The following is a 15,469-nucleotide window of genomic DNA, read 5'->3' as shown; positions in this document are numbered from 1 at the left end:
TTAAGGACAAACCTCTTCCTCTGGAGCCGGGGTCGGAGCTGGTGCGGGTGCCTTTTCCTCTGGCGCTGCAGCAGGAGTGCTGACGGACGATGACGATTCGGATGACGTTGTCTCAGGTTGGGAAGTCTTCACAACTGGCGTTGGTGCTGGCGCCGCTTTAACTACCTCAGTAGTAGAGAAAGTTATCTTTTTTGAAGGAGTGGTTACCGGAGAGACAGTTTCCTTCGGCTGGACCGATACAACAGGTGCTGGCGCAGGTTGAATTGCCTTATTAGCTGTTACGCTTACTTTAGGTGCGGTTGTAGGCACTACTGCAGTTGCAGTAGTTGACGTATTCGTGTTGGGTTTAACCGACGCGGATACCTCAGTTACAGTTGTCTTCGCCTGCGTGTTGCTCTCTAATGATACTGCTGTTACTTTAGACTGAACTGCGGTAGGAGTAGTTGAGACTGTTGTCTCCAGTGTAGAAACTTCGGTGGTTGCCGGTACAGTAGCCACTTCTGGTGTGGATTTTTCAACTGCTGGCGTTGTAGCTTTTGATGCTTCCGGTTGAAGCGTTACTGCTGCCGGAGCTGGCACCGTTGTTGTAGATACTTCAGTACTGTTGCTCTGTTGAATCGTTGCTGCGACTGCTGGCTTCTTATTAGCAGATACCACTACGTAAGTCAGACCTGAGAAGACCAATGCGACTGTTACCAAAGATATAGTAATTTTTTTCATGTGTGTACCATCCTTTTCTCTGCGCCCGTGGGCTGGTTTTTTATTGTGAACAAACTTGCTTAAAACAAAAAGACTCAACTTGGCGCGTCACCTTCGCACCTGTTGAATCTCTGGTTGTCCAGTAGATTCATACTTCTCAACCACAATCTAGTTCATTAACACGCTGTACTCTCCTCTAAAAAAAAAGACTCAACGAAACGCATACTCTGCGCTTTTCGTTGAATCTCTGGCTGTCCAGTCGATTCCAATGGGTTTGTGATTAGTTACATATTATTCATAAAATGATGCCTTGTCAATTAATATTTATTTATCCCATAGTTATTGTCGGGATTAACTTTGTGAATGAATGGCTTGGTGAACCGGTCGAGCAATTCGAGGACGAATCGAATGGTGGCTACGCGATGATCTTTATTCTAGCGTCTGTCATCATTGGGACTTATCTTTTCTATAAAGGATCTGTCACTTTTATATTTAATATCATCCGCAAGAAGAAACATGGTTACTTAAATATTAATGAAGTATTATCCCTTTCATCCATTATGTTCCGCATGAAGTCCAATGCCGTATTATTAACCATTATTACGACGGTATCTGCCCTTGCGATTGGTTTATTATCTTTAAGTTATATCTCGTACTACTCTGCGGAGATGTCGGCGAAGACCTATGTTCCAGCAGACTTTTCAATTACAGATATTCAAGATGCCCAGGCATTTAAAGAAGCCTTGGACGCAAATGGAATACAGTATACCGATCAAATGATTGATGTCATTCAAGTAGGTGTCAATGTAGAGAACATATTAGACATGAATATGGAAGGCATGTTCGTTGATCCGAATAGCATGACTATGCCAGTCATTAGTGAAGATGCCGTACAAGATATTCAACTATCAGCCGATGAGACTCTTTTTACTGCTTCTAGTAGCATGTTACAGCAATTCATGTCTATGAAAGATTCTGGATTCATTGAATTGAAGGGTCAGCATGACGTTATTCCGCAACAGTATAAAAGTATCAACATAGTTTCCCCTGTTTCAGGGTATTTCACGGGTAGTGGCTTGCCTGTTGCTATTGTGGACGAAGCTATATTTGAACGTTTGAAAATGGATATCGATCCAGCCATTCAAAGGGACTCTACCGTTTATATCGGAATTGATATTAAAGATAAAGGTCATATTAAAGAGGCAAATGAACTTTTTAAGGGACTAGGATTCGATACTAAGCGCGCATATGATTCTCAACTAGAAATGAGCAACAATCAGAAACAGAATATGGGACTCATCATGTTTATCGTTGGATTCCTTGGGTTAACCTTTCTGATTACATCCGGCTGTATTCTTTATTTCAAGCAAATGGATGAGAGTGAAGATGAGAAGGCGAGTTATACTATTCTAAGAAAACTCGGTTTCACACGAGGGGATTTGTTAAAGGGAATTCAAATCAAACAACTCTTTAACTTCGGAATTCCATTAGTTGTCGGGATACTTCACAGCTATTTCGCCGTCCAATCTGGCTGGTTCTTCTTCGGAACAGAGCTTTGGACACCGATGATTATGGTGATGGTGCTATATACTGCACTGTATTCGATCTTTGGCATATTATCCGTATTTCATTATAAGAAGGTGATCAAAGAGGCGCTCTAGTTGCTTAAATTAAACCTTTGAGATCATCCATTTACCAAAAGACAATGATCCTTATCTAGAGTTATTAATCAGAATTCTAAGGTTTCTGATTAATAACTTTATAATAAATATGTGGATGATGCTTTTCACTTGCCGCGAATCGGCACCCATTTTACGGAGTATGAAATACTGTTGCTACCCGCCCACACTTATTCCATCCCTATCGTTTGCCTATATTTAATTCTTCCCCAAGCGTTGCCTTCTGCAACTTAACAGGATACTTCAATATCAAGGATAGCGTGTCCCATGGAACGTACAAATCACCATTGACCAGCATTACTTTAGGAGCTATTTGTTTCCCGTCAGATTCATAGGTCTGACTCGAAATAATAGCTTCTTTCCCATTTATAATCGCCTTGTTCTTTAGAGCTAAAGAAAACTCGACTTTAGTTCCGTCTTTCAAAGTAACATAACCTGTTCGATAGGCCTCATTCCATTCGTAAGTATCGCCCATCGCCTCTACGATTTGAGGAAGCGATACATGAAGCAAGCCATTGTGTTGGTAAGTTACTGTTCCCTCATTCAGTTCATTCCCATTTACAGTTACCGTTACACCTTCGACTGGTTTCTGCAGTGGCTTCTTGGAATTCTGATACCCAGGCATCTGGAAGGCTTGATTCTGAGTGCCATCGAGTTTCATCTTATATCGAACAAATTCTCCGTATTCATCGTCTTCTGCTAACCAGTTGTAATACAGCCACTCTCCCGTGATAACGATCCCCGCAACGCGACCCTTTATTAGTAGTTCTTTAGAGGATCCATCCTTCTTCATTCTATAAAATTTATCGTTCTTGTAATCGATATTGCTATATTCCGCGAAGTATAACCACTCTCCAAACTCGTTGATTCCGCCGACCATTTGGTCACTCAGTTTTTGCTTCTGTTTGCCATCCGTGCTAATCTTCCACATTCCACCTTTACCATAGTTGGCTAAAGAGTAGTATAGATATTCCCCTTTACTATCCATTACCATATATGTTACATCATATTTTTCCTCCATGACTTTCGCTCTCGATTGTCCATTCGTCTTTATCTTGTAAATGGTGCTTTCTATCGCAAAATAAGCCCATTCCCCAACTACATTTAAGTAGTGAATCCCATCCGATGTTAACGGAATATTGCTACCATTGTCCAAGTTTAACTTATACAACCTATATTTATCGTTTAGATTACTGTAATACAACCAATGACCTACGACATTTGGAAATTCTGCTCTTTGCTTCAGTTGTCGTAATCCACTGCCATCTGTATTCATCACATTCACCCATGCAGGTGCATCGATGAAATAGATATGGTTGTCGATCACCTGAATATTCTGACCCGTTTGACTCGTTAACTTGGTAAGTCCTGTGCCATCGCTGCGCATTTTGAAAATACCACTTTCCCGATGCGTAGAATCTAAGCCGACAAAGTAAATCCATCCTTCCTTCTCTACTTCTGTCCCCACATCATAGACGTTGGCAGGTGAACTACCATGCTCCAAAGCCAATTTGGGCTGTTTCAGTACAACGCCATCCTTCGTTGCGATAATGACCTTTCTTGCGCTACTATCCCAACGAACTTCAGCCCCTAACGCCGTTGCAATAAAGCGAAGCGGCACCATCGTACTATTGCTCACGATCTGTGAGGGCACATCTAACGAAACTGTCTGATTATTGACGTGGGCTTGCTTGCTGTCGATCTTTAACACAACCGCCGTACTCCCCTTCGTTCCGGTCACGGTTCTCGTTGCATTCTCCCACTTCACTGTAGCTCCCAAAGCCTCAAATATACTGCGCATCGGTACTAATGTGGTGGATTGTTTGATGATAGGGCTTGCACTAGAATGGAGCAACTGTCCATCAATCATAATCTCAATCGGAGCACTGGCCTCCGCCTTTTGTACAATCCCATGACATAAGGTAGTACTAATGATCGCTGTTAACAACAAGACCTTAACTACTGATCTCTTCATTCTTATCGCCGCCTCTTCTCTAGATGTTATAAAGCACCATTATATATATCGGTAGGATGAAGTCATCTGTTAATATAATGCCTTGTCATTCATTTGCAACGCTTATGTATAAATAGCTCAGAATTGCAAACGATAAGCCATGCATTCAATCATAAAGCTTATGGTTGAATACGAATTAGCTTACGAAGGAGCAACGATCATGACAAAACCTGATGGACAAGATCCCAAGGGACATTTCAGAAACGACAATAATAACCAAAGTCCTGCTAAGGTCCATGGTGGTGAATTAAAAAGCGGCCGATTGAGTCAAATCAAGAATAATAATCCGACAGACGATGATACACCAAATGAATACATCAATAAATCAGAAGACTAAGGAATGGAGTAGAACGATATATTATTCCCGATGATCTTATATGCATCGGGAATTGAAGTGAATTTGGACGAAGGTATTTTTACAATAAGAGATCTGGGATCTAGTATGTCTATCGTTTGATCGCCTTCGTCCAAAACCCCCCATGAATTTGATTCGGTTCATGGAAGATAACGAATGCTTTCGGATCGAGAGCAATAATCAAATCGTTCAGATGCTTTTGATTTTTGCGTTTAGCCAATATATCCATAATAAGTCGATCTCCATCTCGTCCTTGTCCGAGCCAAGAAGTTACCCCATAGCCCGCTTCACGTATTACTTGCGCCATTTGCTCATCCGGTTTGTTGCTGATTACCTTTAATGTGATATATCCAAGCGCAAGCTTCTCCTCGATCCATGATCCTACCAGCACACCCAAGGCATAACCAATCGCATAAACAGCTAAACTTGCAAAGTGGTCTAAATATGACAGAACTAGATTCAAACCTAACACATAAATCGTCACTTCCAATGTACTAATTAAAGCAGCTATATACTTCTGGCCTTTCAAGGTCAATATCATACGTAAGGTGAAAGCCGATACGTACACAATCTGAATAACAAATATTAGGATCAAAATCTTAAGCACTCATAGTTCCCCCTTTGATGTAGGTCTTGCACGATGAATTTTTTTGGTTTTCATAAAGTTCTGTTATAGCCTATGCGTTATGTTAACACAGATCATAATTACATATTCATCTTATATCTCGCCTGTTCTACTTCAGCCGATTTCACCTTCGAATGAAGATGCTGCGAAATGTGATAGTCATAAGCCCCTAACCGTATGGCGTTACGCAACTGATCAATCGTGTCACAACTTTGTTCAAATTGATTATACACACTTCCGAATTGCAATGGCTGATGTGTATCACTGCCCGCGATGACCGGTAATTCGATGAGCTCTGCCAGAGCGCTTACCTTCCCCTCCATATCCAGTCCACAATGATGTAAATCTCTACCGTTCAAATCGAAGGCATCCAGTCGGGTCAGCACCGGATAAAGTATATGTTCACGGGCCGGGCTCCACTTCATGTCTAAGTGATTTATTACGTTTCCGACTAAATCGGATTGGCATGGAAGTTCGGATTATGGCTCAAAGTGGACACGAATTGCTGGAAAGTCTCGTCCATGCAGGTCCGAATGACGTCGTTCTTTTCTTCGGCTTCGTCCGTAAATTCCCTGAAGCGACAGTCATTTTGGATCAAGCCTCCGAGTCCGGTTATACAACGATTCTGATTACGGATCTTCTACTCTCGGACATGATTGACGACAGCGACATTGTCCTCCAAGTGGACCGTGGTGACAGGGATGCCTTCCATTCCCTTGTAGCTCCAATGACCATTGTCGAGAGCCTCTCCATATCACTGGCTGGACATCGGGGAGAGTCGGCGATGGAGAAACTTCAGCAACTTCATGCAATGCGTAAGCATTACGCCTCGTTATTGCCCAAATAAATAAGTCCAATTCAGAGGATGATGAAACACTTTAAGTGCAAAAAAACTACAAGCTCTAGACACATAGGTCTGGAGCTTGTAGTTTATATCGTTATCCTGGCAACATCACTATTGGCTTACTACTTCCTTAGCCACTACTACCTCTTGTTGCGGTTCCTCAACTGATTTGTTTCTCTTGAGAAAGAATGCAAGGATTAAAGCAACAGCAGCTACTCCTGCTGACACTAGAAATGCATCATTAATTCCTTCAATTGTAGCTTTCGAAAGAATCTGTTGTTTTATTTCTGCCAAAGCGCTGTCAGAAGGTGGAGTGGCTAGTTTACTAACCGCTGCTCCCACCATTTCTGCCGCATGTGTTGCGGTGCGAGTGGACATAATGGTTACAAGTAATGCTCCTCCAATCGCTCCTGACACTTGTGAAATAGTACTATTCATGGCCGTACCATGCGGTGTATATTTTGCCGGTATAGCATTTAAACCACTGGTCATAACCGGCATCATAACCATCGCTATTCCAAACATTCTCACAGTGTACAAAGTCACTAATGTCATATATGCGGTAGTATCTGTCAATTGACTAAAGTAATACGTCGTAACAATGACGATGGCTAAACCAATGACCGATAATACCTTCGCTCCATATTTATCAAATATTTTCCCTGTTATTGGAGACATCACTGCCATAGCTAGAGCTCCAGGTAACATGAGTAATCCAGAGTCTAAAGGTGAAATACCTCTAATGTTCTGCAGGTAGATAGGCATTAACATCATCGCAGAGAACATCGCCATGTTTAATGTAACTGAAATCGCTGACGATAAGGCGAACATAGGATATTTATAAACTCTGAAGTCAAGCATAGGCTGTTTCATTTTCAACTGTTGTATAATAAAGACGGTTAAGGCAATGACCCCGATAATGATTGTGGAATACACGACTGGGGCATCCCATCCTTTATTTCCAGCTGAGCTAAATCCGTATAATATCCCCCCGAACCCAATAGCTGATAAGACAATAGAAGGAACATTGATCTTAATATCCACTTTCTCTTTGGTATCATGTAATTTAAAGAAGGCTAGAATGAACACCAAGATGGAGATCGGTGCAATCATAAAGAATAGTACTGGCCATTCATAATGCTGAATGATCCATCCAGACAGCGTGGGTCCAATAGCGGGTGCAAAGATCATCACTAACCCGAACATTCCCATGGCTGATCCACGTTTCTCAGGTGGGAATGTCATGAATAGCACAGTCATTAATAATGGCATGATGATCGCTGCCCCTGAAGCTTGAACCATTCTAGCTATCAATAACATATTGAAATTCGGTGCGAATCCCCCCAATAGTGTACCTATTGAGAATAACGCCATAGCAATCAAGAATAGCCGTCTCGCTGTATACTTTTGAATTAAAAAGGCCGTTGACGGAATCATGACACCATTGACTAACATATAACCAGTCATTAACCACTGTACGGTTGGAGCCGTCACAGCAAATTCCTTCATGATCGATGGTAGAGCTATATTAAGCAGTGTATTACTTAGCAAGGCAACGAACGCACCAATCATCAGAATGGCTATGACACTATATGATGGTTTAATCTGTTTTTCTTTTTCCTGCAATTTGAGATCCTCCTATTATTTTAATTCGGTACCCGTATAATTGTAATTATTTTCATCGAATAAAACCAACGGTACAATTTTGGACTATCGTTACAATAGGATTTATAATACACCCTTATTCTCTGTTTGACAAGTCATCAAATATAATTGTATTGTGCGTCGAAATGGGCTAGTCTAATCTAGAACAAGAGTCCAGTTCAAAGGGGCATTGATATGAATAAACGCAAAGAACATGTCATTCATAAAGCGCATAAGTTATTTATCGAAAAGGGATACCATGCCACGTCTATCCAGGATATTTTGAATCACAGCGGAATCTCTAAAGGATCCTTTTATAATTATTTCGCTTCCAAGGGGGAGCTATTTAAAGCTGTCTTCACCTCCATTCACAGCCAACTTCAGGAAGAACTGAATGCTCTGCTCATTGGGGAAGATCCTTCTGATATAGACATATTTACCGAACAAATTCATCTGATGATGACGTTAAATAGAGAAAACAAAATGTTACAACTCATAGAGGATGTCATGGCTTCGAATGATCCAGAATTAATTATGTTTATCAAACAATCTAAATTCTTCTTTTTAAAATGGGTACATAACCGTTTCATTCATATATTCTCTGAGGATAAAAGACCTTATTTATTAGATAGTGCTATTCTTTTTACAGGAATCATGCAACATATGCTTCAAACATGTCATGCCATGAACGAGACCATCACTCTGAAACAAATGATCGATTATTGCGTGGACCGTATACGGACCATTGTGGAAGAAGTAAGTACAAAAGGAATTCAGATGCTTTCACCTGATAAGGTACACAAACTAATTCCTAACTCAGACTGCACTGATTTTTTTAATAATGAACTTTCTATTGCAACACTAAGTTTGAAAAAAAGGATCGAAAAAATATGGGGTACCGATGTTCCAAAAATGTCCACGTATCTAAAGTTGTTATACTTTATCCAGGAGGAAGTGGTGAACAACAAGGAACCACGAATCTTCTTAATTGAAAGTGCTCTACTATCTTTAAATATGTGTCCCCAGATTAATGAAACGAAAGAATTCGAAAACTATCAAAAAGTATTATCCAAAATGATATAAGCAGAACCACTCCGAATCATGGAGTGGTTTCTTTAATTAATCCGAAAGTTAAAACTTTTTAGCGTTGCCCATACGTCTTAAACGTATAGACCATCACACACCCTATGAAAGTGCGGTTTAGTGCGGTTTAGTGCGGTTAAATAGGGACTTTTAGTGAAAGGAGAAGGGTATGGCCATCATGCATAACGGGAAAACAGAAAAGTTGCTTATACGTTGTATAACGGATCACAAAGAGAACGTCTATCGGTTAGCGTTCAGCTATGTGAAGAATAAAGAAAATGCACTCGATATTGTGCAGGATTCCATCTGTAAAGCCATCACATCCATAGATTCACTCGACAATCCTGAAGTCGTCAAGAGCTGGTTCTATAGAATTGTGGTCAATACGTCTTTAGATTTCTTGAGGAGGCAAAAAAGGATTCAGTTCGTAGATGATGACATGTTAGATGCTTATAGTCCTGGGAAGGTTGACGTTTATCAAGATATTGATTTAGAAAGAACGTTAGATGATCTCCCCCTTAAGTATCGAAGTATCATCGTGCTTAGATATTTCGAGGATTTAAAGATTAATGAAGTAGCAGAAGTATTAAATGAGAATGTAAATACGATCAAGACCCGGCTGTATCAGGCTCTCCAATTATTAAAAATTCAAATGAATGATGAAACTTCCAAGGAGGCAAAGTAGAATGGACCCTAAACTACAACAACTACAAGAAGAATACAAAGAAGTACCTATTCCTGACGAATTAGATTTTATAGTAAAAAAAGCTTTAAACACTAGGAAGAAAAGAAGAGTTGGCTCTAAGTGGCTAGCAGGAGTTAGTGCGGCAGTACTGGTATTCGTTATCGGGATCAACGTCAGTACGACCGTTGCAAATGCCCTTTCTACAATACCTGGCGTCAACGGCATCATCAAGGTACTCACTTTCACAGAATATAAATTGGACGATGAAACTTATAATGCAGACTTAAAGGTACCTGTCATTACCAATCTAGGGAACCAAGCATTAGAACATGAGCTAAATGAAAAGTATCTTAATGAAAACAAAAAGCTATATGATGAGTTCCAGACTGATGTGGCAGCTTTAAAAGAAGATGGTGGCGGTCATTTAGGGATAGATACAGGGTACGAAGTTCTAACTGATAACGAACAAATACTGTCCATTGGCAGATATGTAGTAAATACCGTAGGTTCTTCTTCAACAACGATGCAATATGACACGATCGATAAGGTGAATCAAATATTATTGAGTCTACCTATGCTGTTTAAGGACGATCAATATATCGTGGTCATTAGCGAAAATATCAAAGAACAGATGAAAGCACAAATGAAAGCAGATCCTGATAAAATATATTGGCTTGCAACTGAAACGAATGAAGTCGAAAGCTTCGTAGATCAGTTCCAAAATATAACGAAAGATACCAATTTTTACATTAACAATGAAGGTAAATTAGTTATTTCCTTCAATAAATATGATGTGGCTCCGGGTTATATGGGAATTGCGGAATTCATCATTCCAACAGATGTCATCTCTGATGCTCTAGTCAGTCATACGTATGTTAATTAGTTTGTGATCCGAGGGGGGGAGAATGGCGTAAGCCTACTTTCCCCTCTTTCTTCATCATGATTGATGTAGCGAGTAATCCCCTTGTTAGATTAACTCAGATAGTCTATAATCCAAAGAGCAGTATTTTGTAAGCCAGATGCCGCAAATAGAGAGTGGACCCTTCTATTTTTGGGGTTTTTTTTGTTTTTTCATATACAACAACAACTAATGAATGGAGTGACCGACAGTGAAATGGTTTTATAATTTTAAAATTTCGGTAAAGTTGATTTCTTCCTTCTCTATTATCGTAGTCATTTTGGCGACTATTGGAATATACGGATTGAACAATTTGGGTAAAGTTAATGATAGTCTGAATGATATGTACACCAACAGATTCCTTCCGGTTAATCAACTAAATGAAACGCAAATTATATATCAACGGTTACGAATTAATCTACGTGACATCAATGACGCAGAAAGCAGTTCCGAAAGAACCAGACTATTAGACATAGGAAATGGACAACGAAGTGAAGTTGACAGCAGAATCGCGGCGTATAGCCAATCCTCTTTATCAGATCAAGAAAAAGAATTACTACCCCAGCTCACTCTCGCATGGCGGAACTATCTGGAATCAGCAGATAAGGCGATTGAGTTAAGCAGTGCGGGTAAACAAGAAGAATTTAGGACTTCGTGGAATACGGGGGAATTAAGACAAACACTCGATGAATTAAATAATGTCTTACAGCACTTAATCGACTTTAATGTCACACAAGCAGATCAAGCGAGTACAGCCGGCAATGACTTGTACGCTTCTGCCCGGTCGATCACCACTACTGTGATTATTATCGCGGCGCTGCTCAGCCTCAGTTTTGGAATCTTCATCTCCCACATTATTGCGCGTCCGCTTAATCGAGTTGTTGGATTGGTCGGCAAAGTAGCTGATGGGGATTTGAGGGAAATAACAAACATCGATACGAAGGACGAAATTGGACAATTAGCAGGCTCCATTAATAACATGGTATTGAGCTTAAGAAAAACCGTGAATGGAATATTATCCTCAGCAGAAAGTGTCTCTGCAGCAGCGCAGCAGATTTCAGCTAGCACCGAGGAGATTGCCAGCGGCAGTTCGAGCCAAGCTCATGCCGCCCTCACGATGAACGAATTATTCAAGGAATTGTCTTCAGCCATTAATTCAGTAGCTTATAGTGCGGAACAAGCTGCGGAATTATCCAATAAAACGCTAGCTATTGCACAAGACGGGGACATGGTCGTTCGCTCCTCCATTGATGGCATGCATAATATCAATCTACAGGTGTCTCTATTGGAAGAAGACTCGAACAAAATCGGAGAAATCATTGAAGTCATCGATGACATTGCAGATCAGACGAACCTGCTCGCCCTGAACGCTGCCATTGAAGCGGCTCGTGCCGGAGACCAAGGTCGTGGGTTTGCCGTAGTGGCCGATGAAGTGCGTAAACTGGCTGAACGAAGCAGCGAAGCAACCAAGCAAATCACTTCTATTATTAAAGGAATGCAGGAGAATACCAAACAAAGCGTAAAGGCCGTAGTAGATGGCGTCGCCTCATCGCAAAAAACTGGAGATGCATTTGAAAGTATCATCTCCATGGTCAACGCTTCCGCCCATAATGTCTCGGAAATTGCTGCCGCGAGCGAAGAACAGGCTGCACAATCCCTGGAAGTCATGGCTTCTATTGAGAATATCTCCGCTACGACGGAGGAAGCTGCCGCGAACAGTCAGGAAACAGCAATGACGACCCAATCCCTTGCTCAACTTGCAGAAGAATTAAATAACTCTGTATCTATCTTTAAAATTTAAAAACTTCTTCGAAATTATAAATATCGAGTGATACGAACATAAGTAGACTATTATCAAGCAACGCAAGAGAGGGACCGTTTCAGCACCCATGATGGCGCCGAAACGGTCCCTCTTTTGATTCACATTATTTTATTTCATATCATCACTAAGGGATTGGACCCATGTCTCGCTTCCATCCAAAATGCGCACAGACTCATGCGAGATGGTCGATACTTGGACCTCTCCAAAGCACTAATGGGTCTCTGGCATATCAGAGAATAATGGTGCCACCCGCTGGGTCTACAAATTTCACCCCTGCAGGAAGAGTTCCCTTTACTTCCCCTTGCCGAGATGACATTGGTATTTTCATTCTTCTAGCTAACCGTAATCGTCAAAAGTCGACATTAAGATTCGGTAAAGATTAAGATGGGTACAGTAATAGTGTTGCCAATTTCTTCATGCTGTGATAGACATCACATTATAAATTCCTTAGGCTTAGCTAATTATGAACTATATTATATCAAGATAGGAGTGGGTGAGTGTATGCCTTCTAATCCATTGTCGGAGTTACATCGACGTAACAAATTAATAGTCTGGCTGTTCTGGGGTTGTTTACTGCTTGGTGTAGCTGCAGTTATCAGGTTTCCACAAGCGGTAATTGCTGCTGTTTCATCGGGTGTCCCCCTTGGCTTATTGTTCACAGTACTTGTCTGGAGACGTCTAGCTACGTCGTATATTATGTACATAGCTGCTCTTGGCTTCAATGTCATTAGCTTCTTCTTCATCTATGCAACGGATGACATTATTAACACGCTAATACTATATTTAGGGCTAGGCATCGTATCCCTTTATCACAACTATCGTCCATTACTCCTTAATGGTGTCATATCTACCATCATGCTGAACTATTTCCTCGCTACTAAACTATCTTATGCTTCTATAGACCCCATCGGAGTGAATGCATTTCTAATCCTCATGATGCTGGTACTCGTGTATCAGAGTCAGATCGGCTCAAGAATGTTAGGGATTATGACCAAGAGCAACAGTGAGTCCGAACGTGCTAAGTTGGAAATGGAGATTGTTCTTAAGGGTGTTACCGAATCTGTGGGTATCCTGACTCAATCCAGTAATCTTATGCAAGACAATGCCTTAACAACAGACCGAATCTCCAAAGAAGTCGTGATGGCTTTTCAGGAAATCGCCACTGGGGTTGAATCCCAAGCACAGAGCGTCACTGACATCTCGAATACGATGCAACAGTTAAATCTATCCGTTGCACAAGCCAATGACGCATCCATCTCCATGAGTGATAAGAGTCGTGACACTGACAATATTACGCAAGAGGGTCAAGAGAAAGTCGTTCGCTTGACTAGCGACATGTCAGAAGTGCTAGATATCGTCTCGAGGACATCTGACATGATGACACAAATGAATGAAGAAAATCAAAAAATTGAATCGATTGTTTCGACCATAGTCGGCATCGCCGAACAGACGAATCTCCTGTCGCTAAATGCTTCCATTGAAGCTGCAAGGGCGGGCGAACATGGCAAAGGATTCGCTGTCGTATCCACTGAAATTCGTAAATTAGCACAGAACTCTCATGCTGCATCAGCGGACATCACAGAAATTCTGAGCACTACTCAAAGAAACATAAGGCAGGTTAACGTTATGGTTAATAACGGTCTGCTCGTTGTAGAATCAGGAAGGAATTCCGCTGATGAAATTGCTCGCTTATTCGGTGGTATTCGTCATAATACACAACAGGTGCTGGAACAGGCACAAGACTTGGAGAACATGAATGAGCACATCCACCAATCTTCGGCCTTCGTGTTAGGTGAAGTAAATTCAGTAGCCGCGATTACCGAGGAGAATACAGCGGCCATTGAACAAGTCTTGGCGAGCGCTGAAATCCAGCAACAACATGTCTCTGAAACGGTGAATAGCATCGGTCATCTGAATACTTTGGCTGTTACGTTGGAAAGTTTAACGAAGAAATCATAGATGAATCAACCATAAAACCACTTCCGACATAACGGAGTGATTTTATTGAACATTTTTTGTTTGTTTCAGATAACTTCATCTTGACTATTAAATCTATTAATATTACTATTAATAATAGATGATAGTGATAGACTTAATTCCTAATTTAATATATTGATAAAGGCAAACCCATTGAAAAATGGCGACGCAAAACTATAGGGGCTACCGCGATATTTCGCTATGCCAGCCAGTTACCGATATAGAAGTGCAACGTTATTCGTTGTTATTCAACCCTTCTTACTTCGGTAAGAGGGGTTTTTGCTATTCTTAACTAACTAATAGTTTAATAGTTTCATATGTCAACCCTGTATTGACAAAGGCAAACCCATTGAAAAGTGGCGGCGCAAAACTAAAGGAGCTACTGCGACATTGTCGCTATGCTAGCCAGTTACCGATATTGAAGCTCAACGTTTTCTATTTGGATACGTTAGCTCTGGGAGGAATGTTTATAATGAAATGGACAAAGCGTATATTAGCTATACTTATCATATTTACATTATTTGGGGTATTACCAACACAATCAGTTCATGCCAAAAGTTTATTGCTTGATCAGTTAGTTGTCCTGCCAACAGGTGACTATAACGTGAAAGAAGCAAACGCAATGATCGGACGGATCGAGAAAATCCCGGCTCCTATCTTGAAGACTTTATCCGACAAAGGTGTAACAATCAAATTAACCAATGATATCATTACCAACGTTCCTGAATTACTCTACCTAAAAGGTGTAACCCCAAGAGGTTGGGAAGGTACTGGATTAACATGGGATGATGTACCTGGTGTCAGCGAGAAAGTTGTCGTTGTCCGCATCGGTTATAGCAAAAAAGGAAAAGGTCACAGCTCATTCAACCTAGAGATCCATGAAACGATGCACGCTGTAGATCGTTTCGTATTTAACGGAGCAAGTAGTACGGAAGATTTCAAGAACATATTTAACCAAGAGGCAAGTGTTAACTATAACAAAGATGGCTACGTTTCTGTTTATCCAGAAGAATATTTCGCTGAAGCAGCTAGCCTATACCTATACAATGATACAACACGTGAAGAACTGAAGAAGAGCACACCATTAACTTATAATTATATGGACAAGCTGTTCAATAGTTAATCTTATAGATGTTTAGATAAT

The 15,469-nt window shown here is 40.8% G+C and carries 12 protein-coding genes, 2 pseudogenes and 2 riboswitches; of the genes and pseudogenes, 9 read left to right on the top strand and 5 right to left on the bottom strand.

Translation table 11 applies throughout. From position 1 onward, the window contains the following. Positions 1 to 720: a hypothetical protein gene (locus ACP8HI_RS23425; RefSeq protein WP_438348518.1), complete on the bottom strand. Its 720-nt coding sequence runs from the start codon at positions 718 to 720 to the stop codon at positions 1 to 3. 398 nt (positions 721 to 1,118) lie between these two features. Here ACP8HI_RS23425 and ACP8HI_RS23420 point away from each other — a divergent pair. Next, positions 1,119 to 2,360: pseudogene (locus ACP8HI_RS23420) on the top strand (bacitracin ABC transporter permease); the annotation flags it as partial. A 199-nt stretch (positions 2,361 to 2,559) separates the two neighbouring features. Here ACP8HI_RS23420 and ACP8HI_RS23415 read toward each other — a convergent pair. After that, positions 2,560 to 4,353, bottom strand: coding sequence for a stalk domain-containing protein (locus ACP8HI_RS23415; protein ID WP_438348517.1), 1,794 nt, complete (start codon positions 4,351 to 4,353; stop codon positions 2,560 to 2,562). A gap of 199 nt (positions 4,354 to 4,552) precedes the next feature. On the opposite strand from ACP8HI_RS23415, the gene ACP8HI_RS23410 reads away from it, so the two are divergent. Further along, positions 4,553 to 4,729, top strand: coding sequence for a hypothetical protein (locus ACP8HI_RS23410; protein ID WP_438348516.1), 177 nt, complete (start codon positions 4,553 to 4,555; stop codon positions 4,727 to 4,729). A 109-nt stretch (positions 4,730 to 4,838) separates the two neighbouring features. Here ACP8HI_RS23410 and ACP8HI_RS23405 read toward each other — a convergent pair whose 3' ends face one another. Both ACP8HI_RS23405 and ACP8HI_RS23400 read right to left on the bottom strand, forming a co-directional pair. Then, positions 4,839 to 5,354, bottom strand: a complete 516-nt coding sequence (locus ACP8HI_RS23405) for a DUF2179 domain-containing protein (RefSeq protein WP_438348515.1) — start codon at positions 5,352 to 5,354, stop codon at positions 4,839 to 4,841. Positions 5,355 to 5,452: 98 nt separating this feature from the next. After that, positions 5,453 to 5,797 carry a PHP-associated domain-containing protein gene (locus tag ACP8HI_RS23400; protein ID WP_438348514.1) on the bottom strand — a complete coding sequence of 115 codons (345 nt, stop codon included), beginning with the start codon at positions 5,795 to 5,797 and terminating at the stop codon, positions 5,453 to 5,455. A gap of 23 nt (positions 5,798 to 5,820) precedes the next feature. Here ACP8HI_RS23400 and ACP8HI_RS23395 point away from each other — a divergent pair. Then, positions 5,821 to 6,219: pseudogene (locus tag ACP8HI_RS23395) on the top strand (MurR/RpiR family transcriptional regulator); the annotation flags it as partial. Positions 6,220 to 6,327: 108 nt separating this feature from the next. Here the strand turns inward: ACP8HI_RS23395 and ACP8HI_RS23390 are convergent. Then, positions 6,328 to 7,788 (bottom strand): DHA2 family efflux MFS transporter permease subunit, encoded by a 1,461-nt coding sequence (locus ACP8HI_RS23390; RefSeq protein ID WP_438351960.1) that lies wholly within the window; start codon positions 7,786 to 7,788, stop codon positions 6,328 to 6,330. 267 nt (positions 7,789 to 8,055) lie between these two features. Between ACP8HI_RS23390 and ACP8HI_RS23385 the strand changes: the two genes are divergently transcribed. The 6 genes from ACP8HI_RS23385 to ACP8HI_RS23360 all read left to right on the top strand — a co-directional run bounded on the left by ACP8HI_RS23385 (position 8,056) and on the right by ACP8HI_RS23360 (position 15,448). Next, positions 8,056 to 8,943, top strand: a complete 888-nt coding sequence (locus ACP8HI_RS23385) for a TetR/AcrR family transcriptional regulator (protein ID WP_438348513.1) — start codon at positions 8,056 to 8,058, stop codon at positions 8,941 to 8,943. A 178-nt stretch (positions 8,944 to 9,121) separates the two neighbouring features. Continuing rightward, entirely contained in the window at positions 9,122 to 9,628 is a 507-nt protein-coding gene (locus tag ACP8HI_RS23380) for an RNA polymerase sigma factor (RefSeq protein ID WP_438351959.1), read from the top strand. A gap of 1 nt (position 9,629) precedes the next feature. Then, positions 9,630 to 10,511 (top strand): DUF3298 domain-containing protein, encoded by an 882-nt coding sequence (locus tag ACP8HI_RS23375; protein ID WP_438348512.1) that lies wholly within the window; start codon positions 9,630 to 9,632, stop codon positions 10,509 to 10,511. A 226-nt stretch (positions 10,512 to 10,737) separates the two neighbouring features. Beyond that, on the top strand, positions 10,738 to 12,327 hold the full coding sequence (locus tag ACP8HI_RS23370; RefSeq protein ID WP_438348511.1) for a methyl-accepting chemotaxis protein: 1,590 nt from the start codon (positions 10,738 to 10,740) through the stop codon (positions 12,325 to 12,327). Positions 12,328 to 12,849: 522 nt separating this feature from the next. Next, complete coding sequence (locus ACP8HI_RS23365) at positions 12,850 to 14,307, top strand: methyl-accepting chemotaxis protein (protein ID WP_438348510.1); 1,458 nt, start codon at positions 12,850 to 12,852, stop codon at positions 14,305 to 14,307. A gap of 151 nt (positions 14,308 to 14,458) precedes the next feature. Further along, positions 14,459 to 14,545, top strand: a riboswitch (cyclic di-GMP riboswitch). Between the two features lie 109 nt (positions 14,546 to 14,654). Further along, positions 14,655 to 14,742, top strand: a riboswitch (cyclic di-GMP riboswitch). Between the two features lie 55 nt (positions 14,743 to 14,797). Beyond that, positions 14,798 to 15,448 (top strand): anthrax toxin lethal factor-related metalloendopeptidase, encoded by a 651-nt coding sequence (locus ACP8HI_RS23360; protein ID WP_438348509.1) that lies wholly within the window; start codon positions 14,798 to 14,800, stop codon positions 15,446 to 15,448. Positions 15,449 to 15,469: the final 21 nt, after the last annotated feature.

Source organism: Paenibacillus sp. FA6 (assembly GCF_051550225.1).
Taxonomy (GTDB): Bacteria; Bacillota; Bacilli; order Paenibacillales; family Paenibacillaceae; genus Paenibacillus_AQ.
Note: the sequence above shows the minus strand (reverse complement) of the source record. Positions and strands in the feature narration are given on the sequence as shown.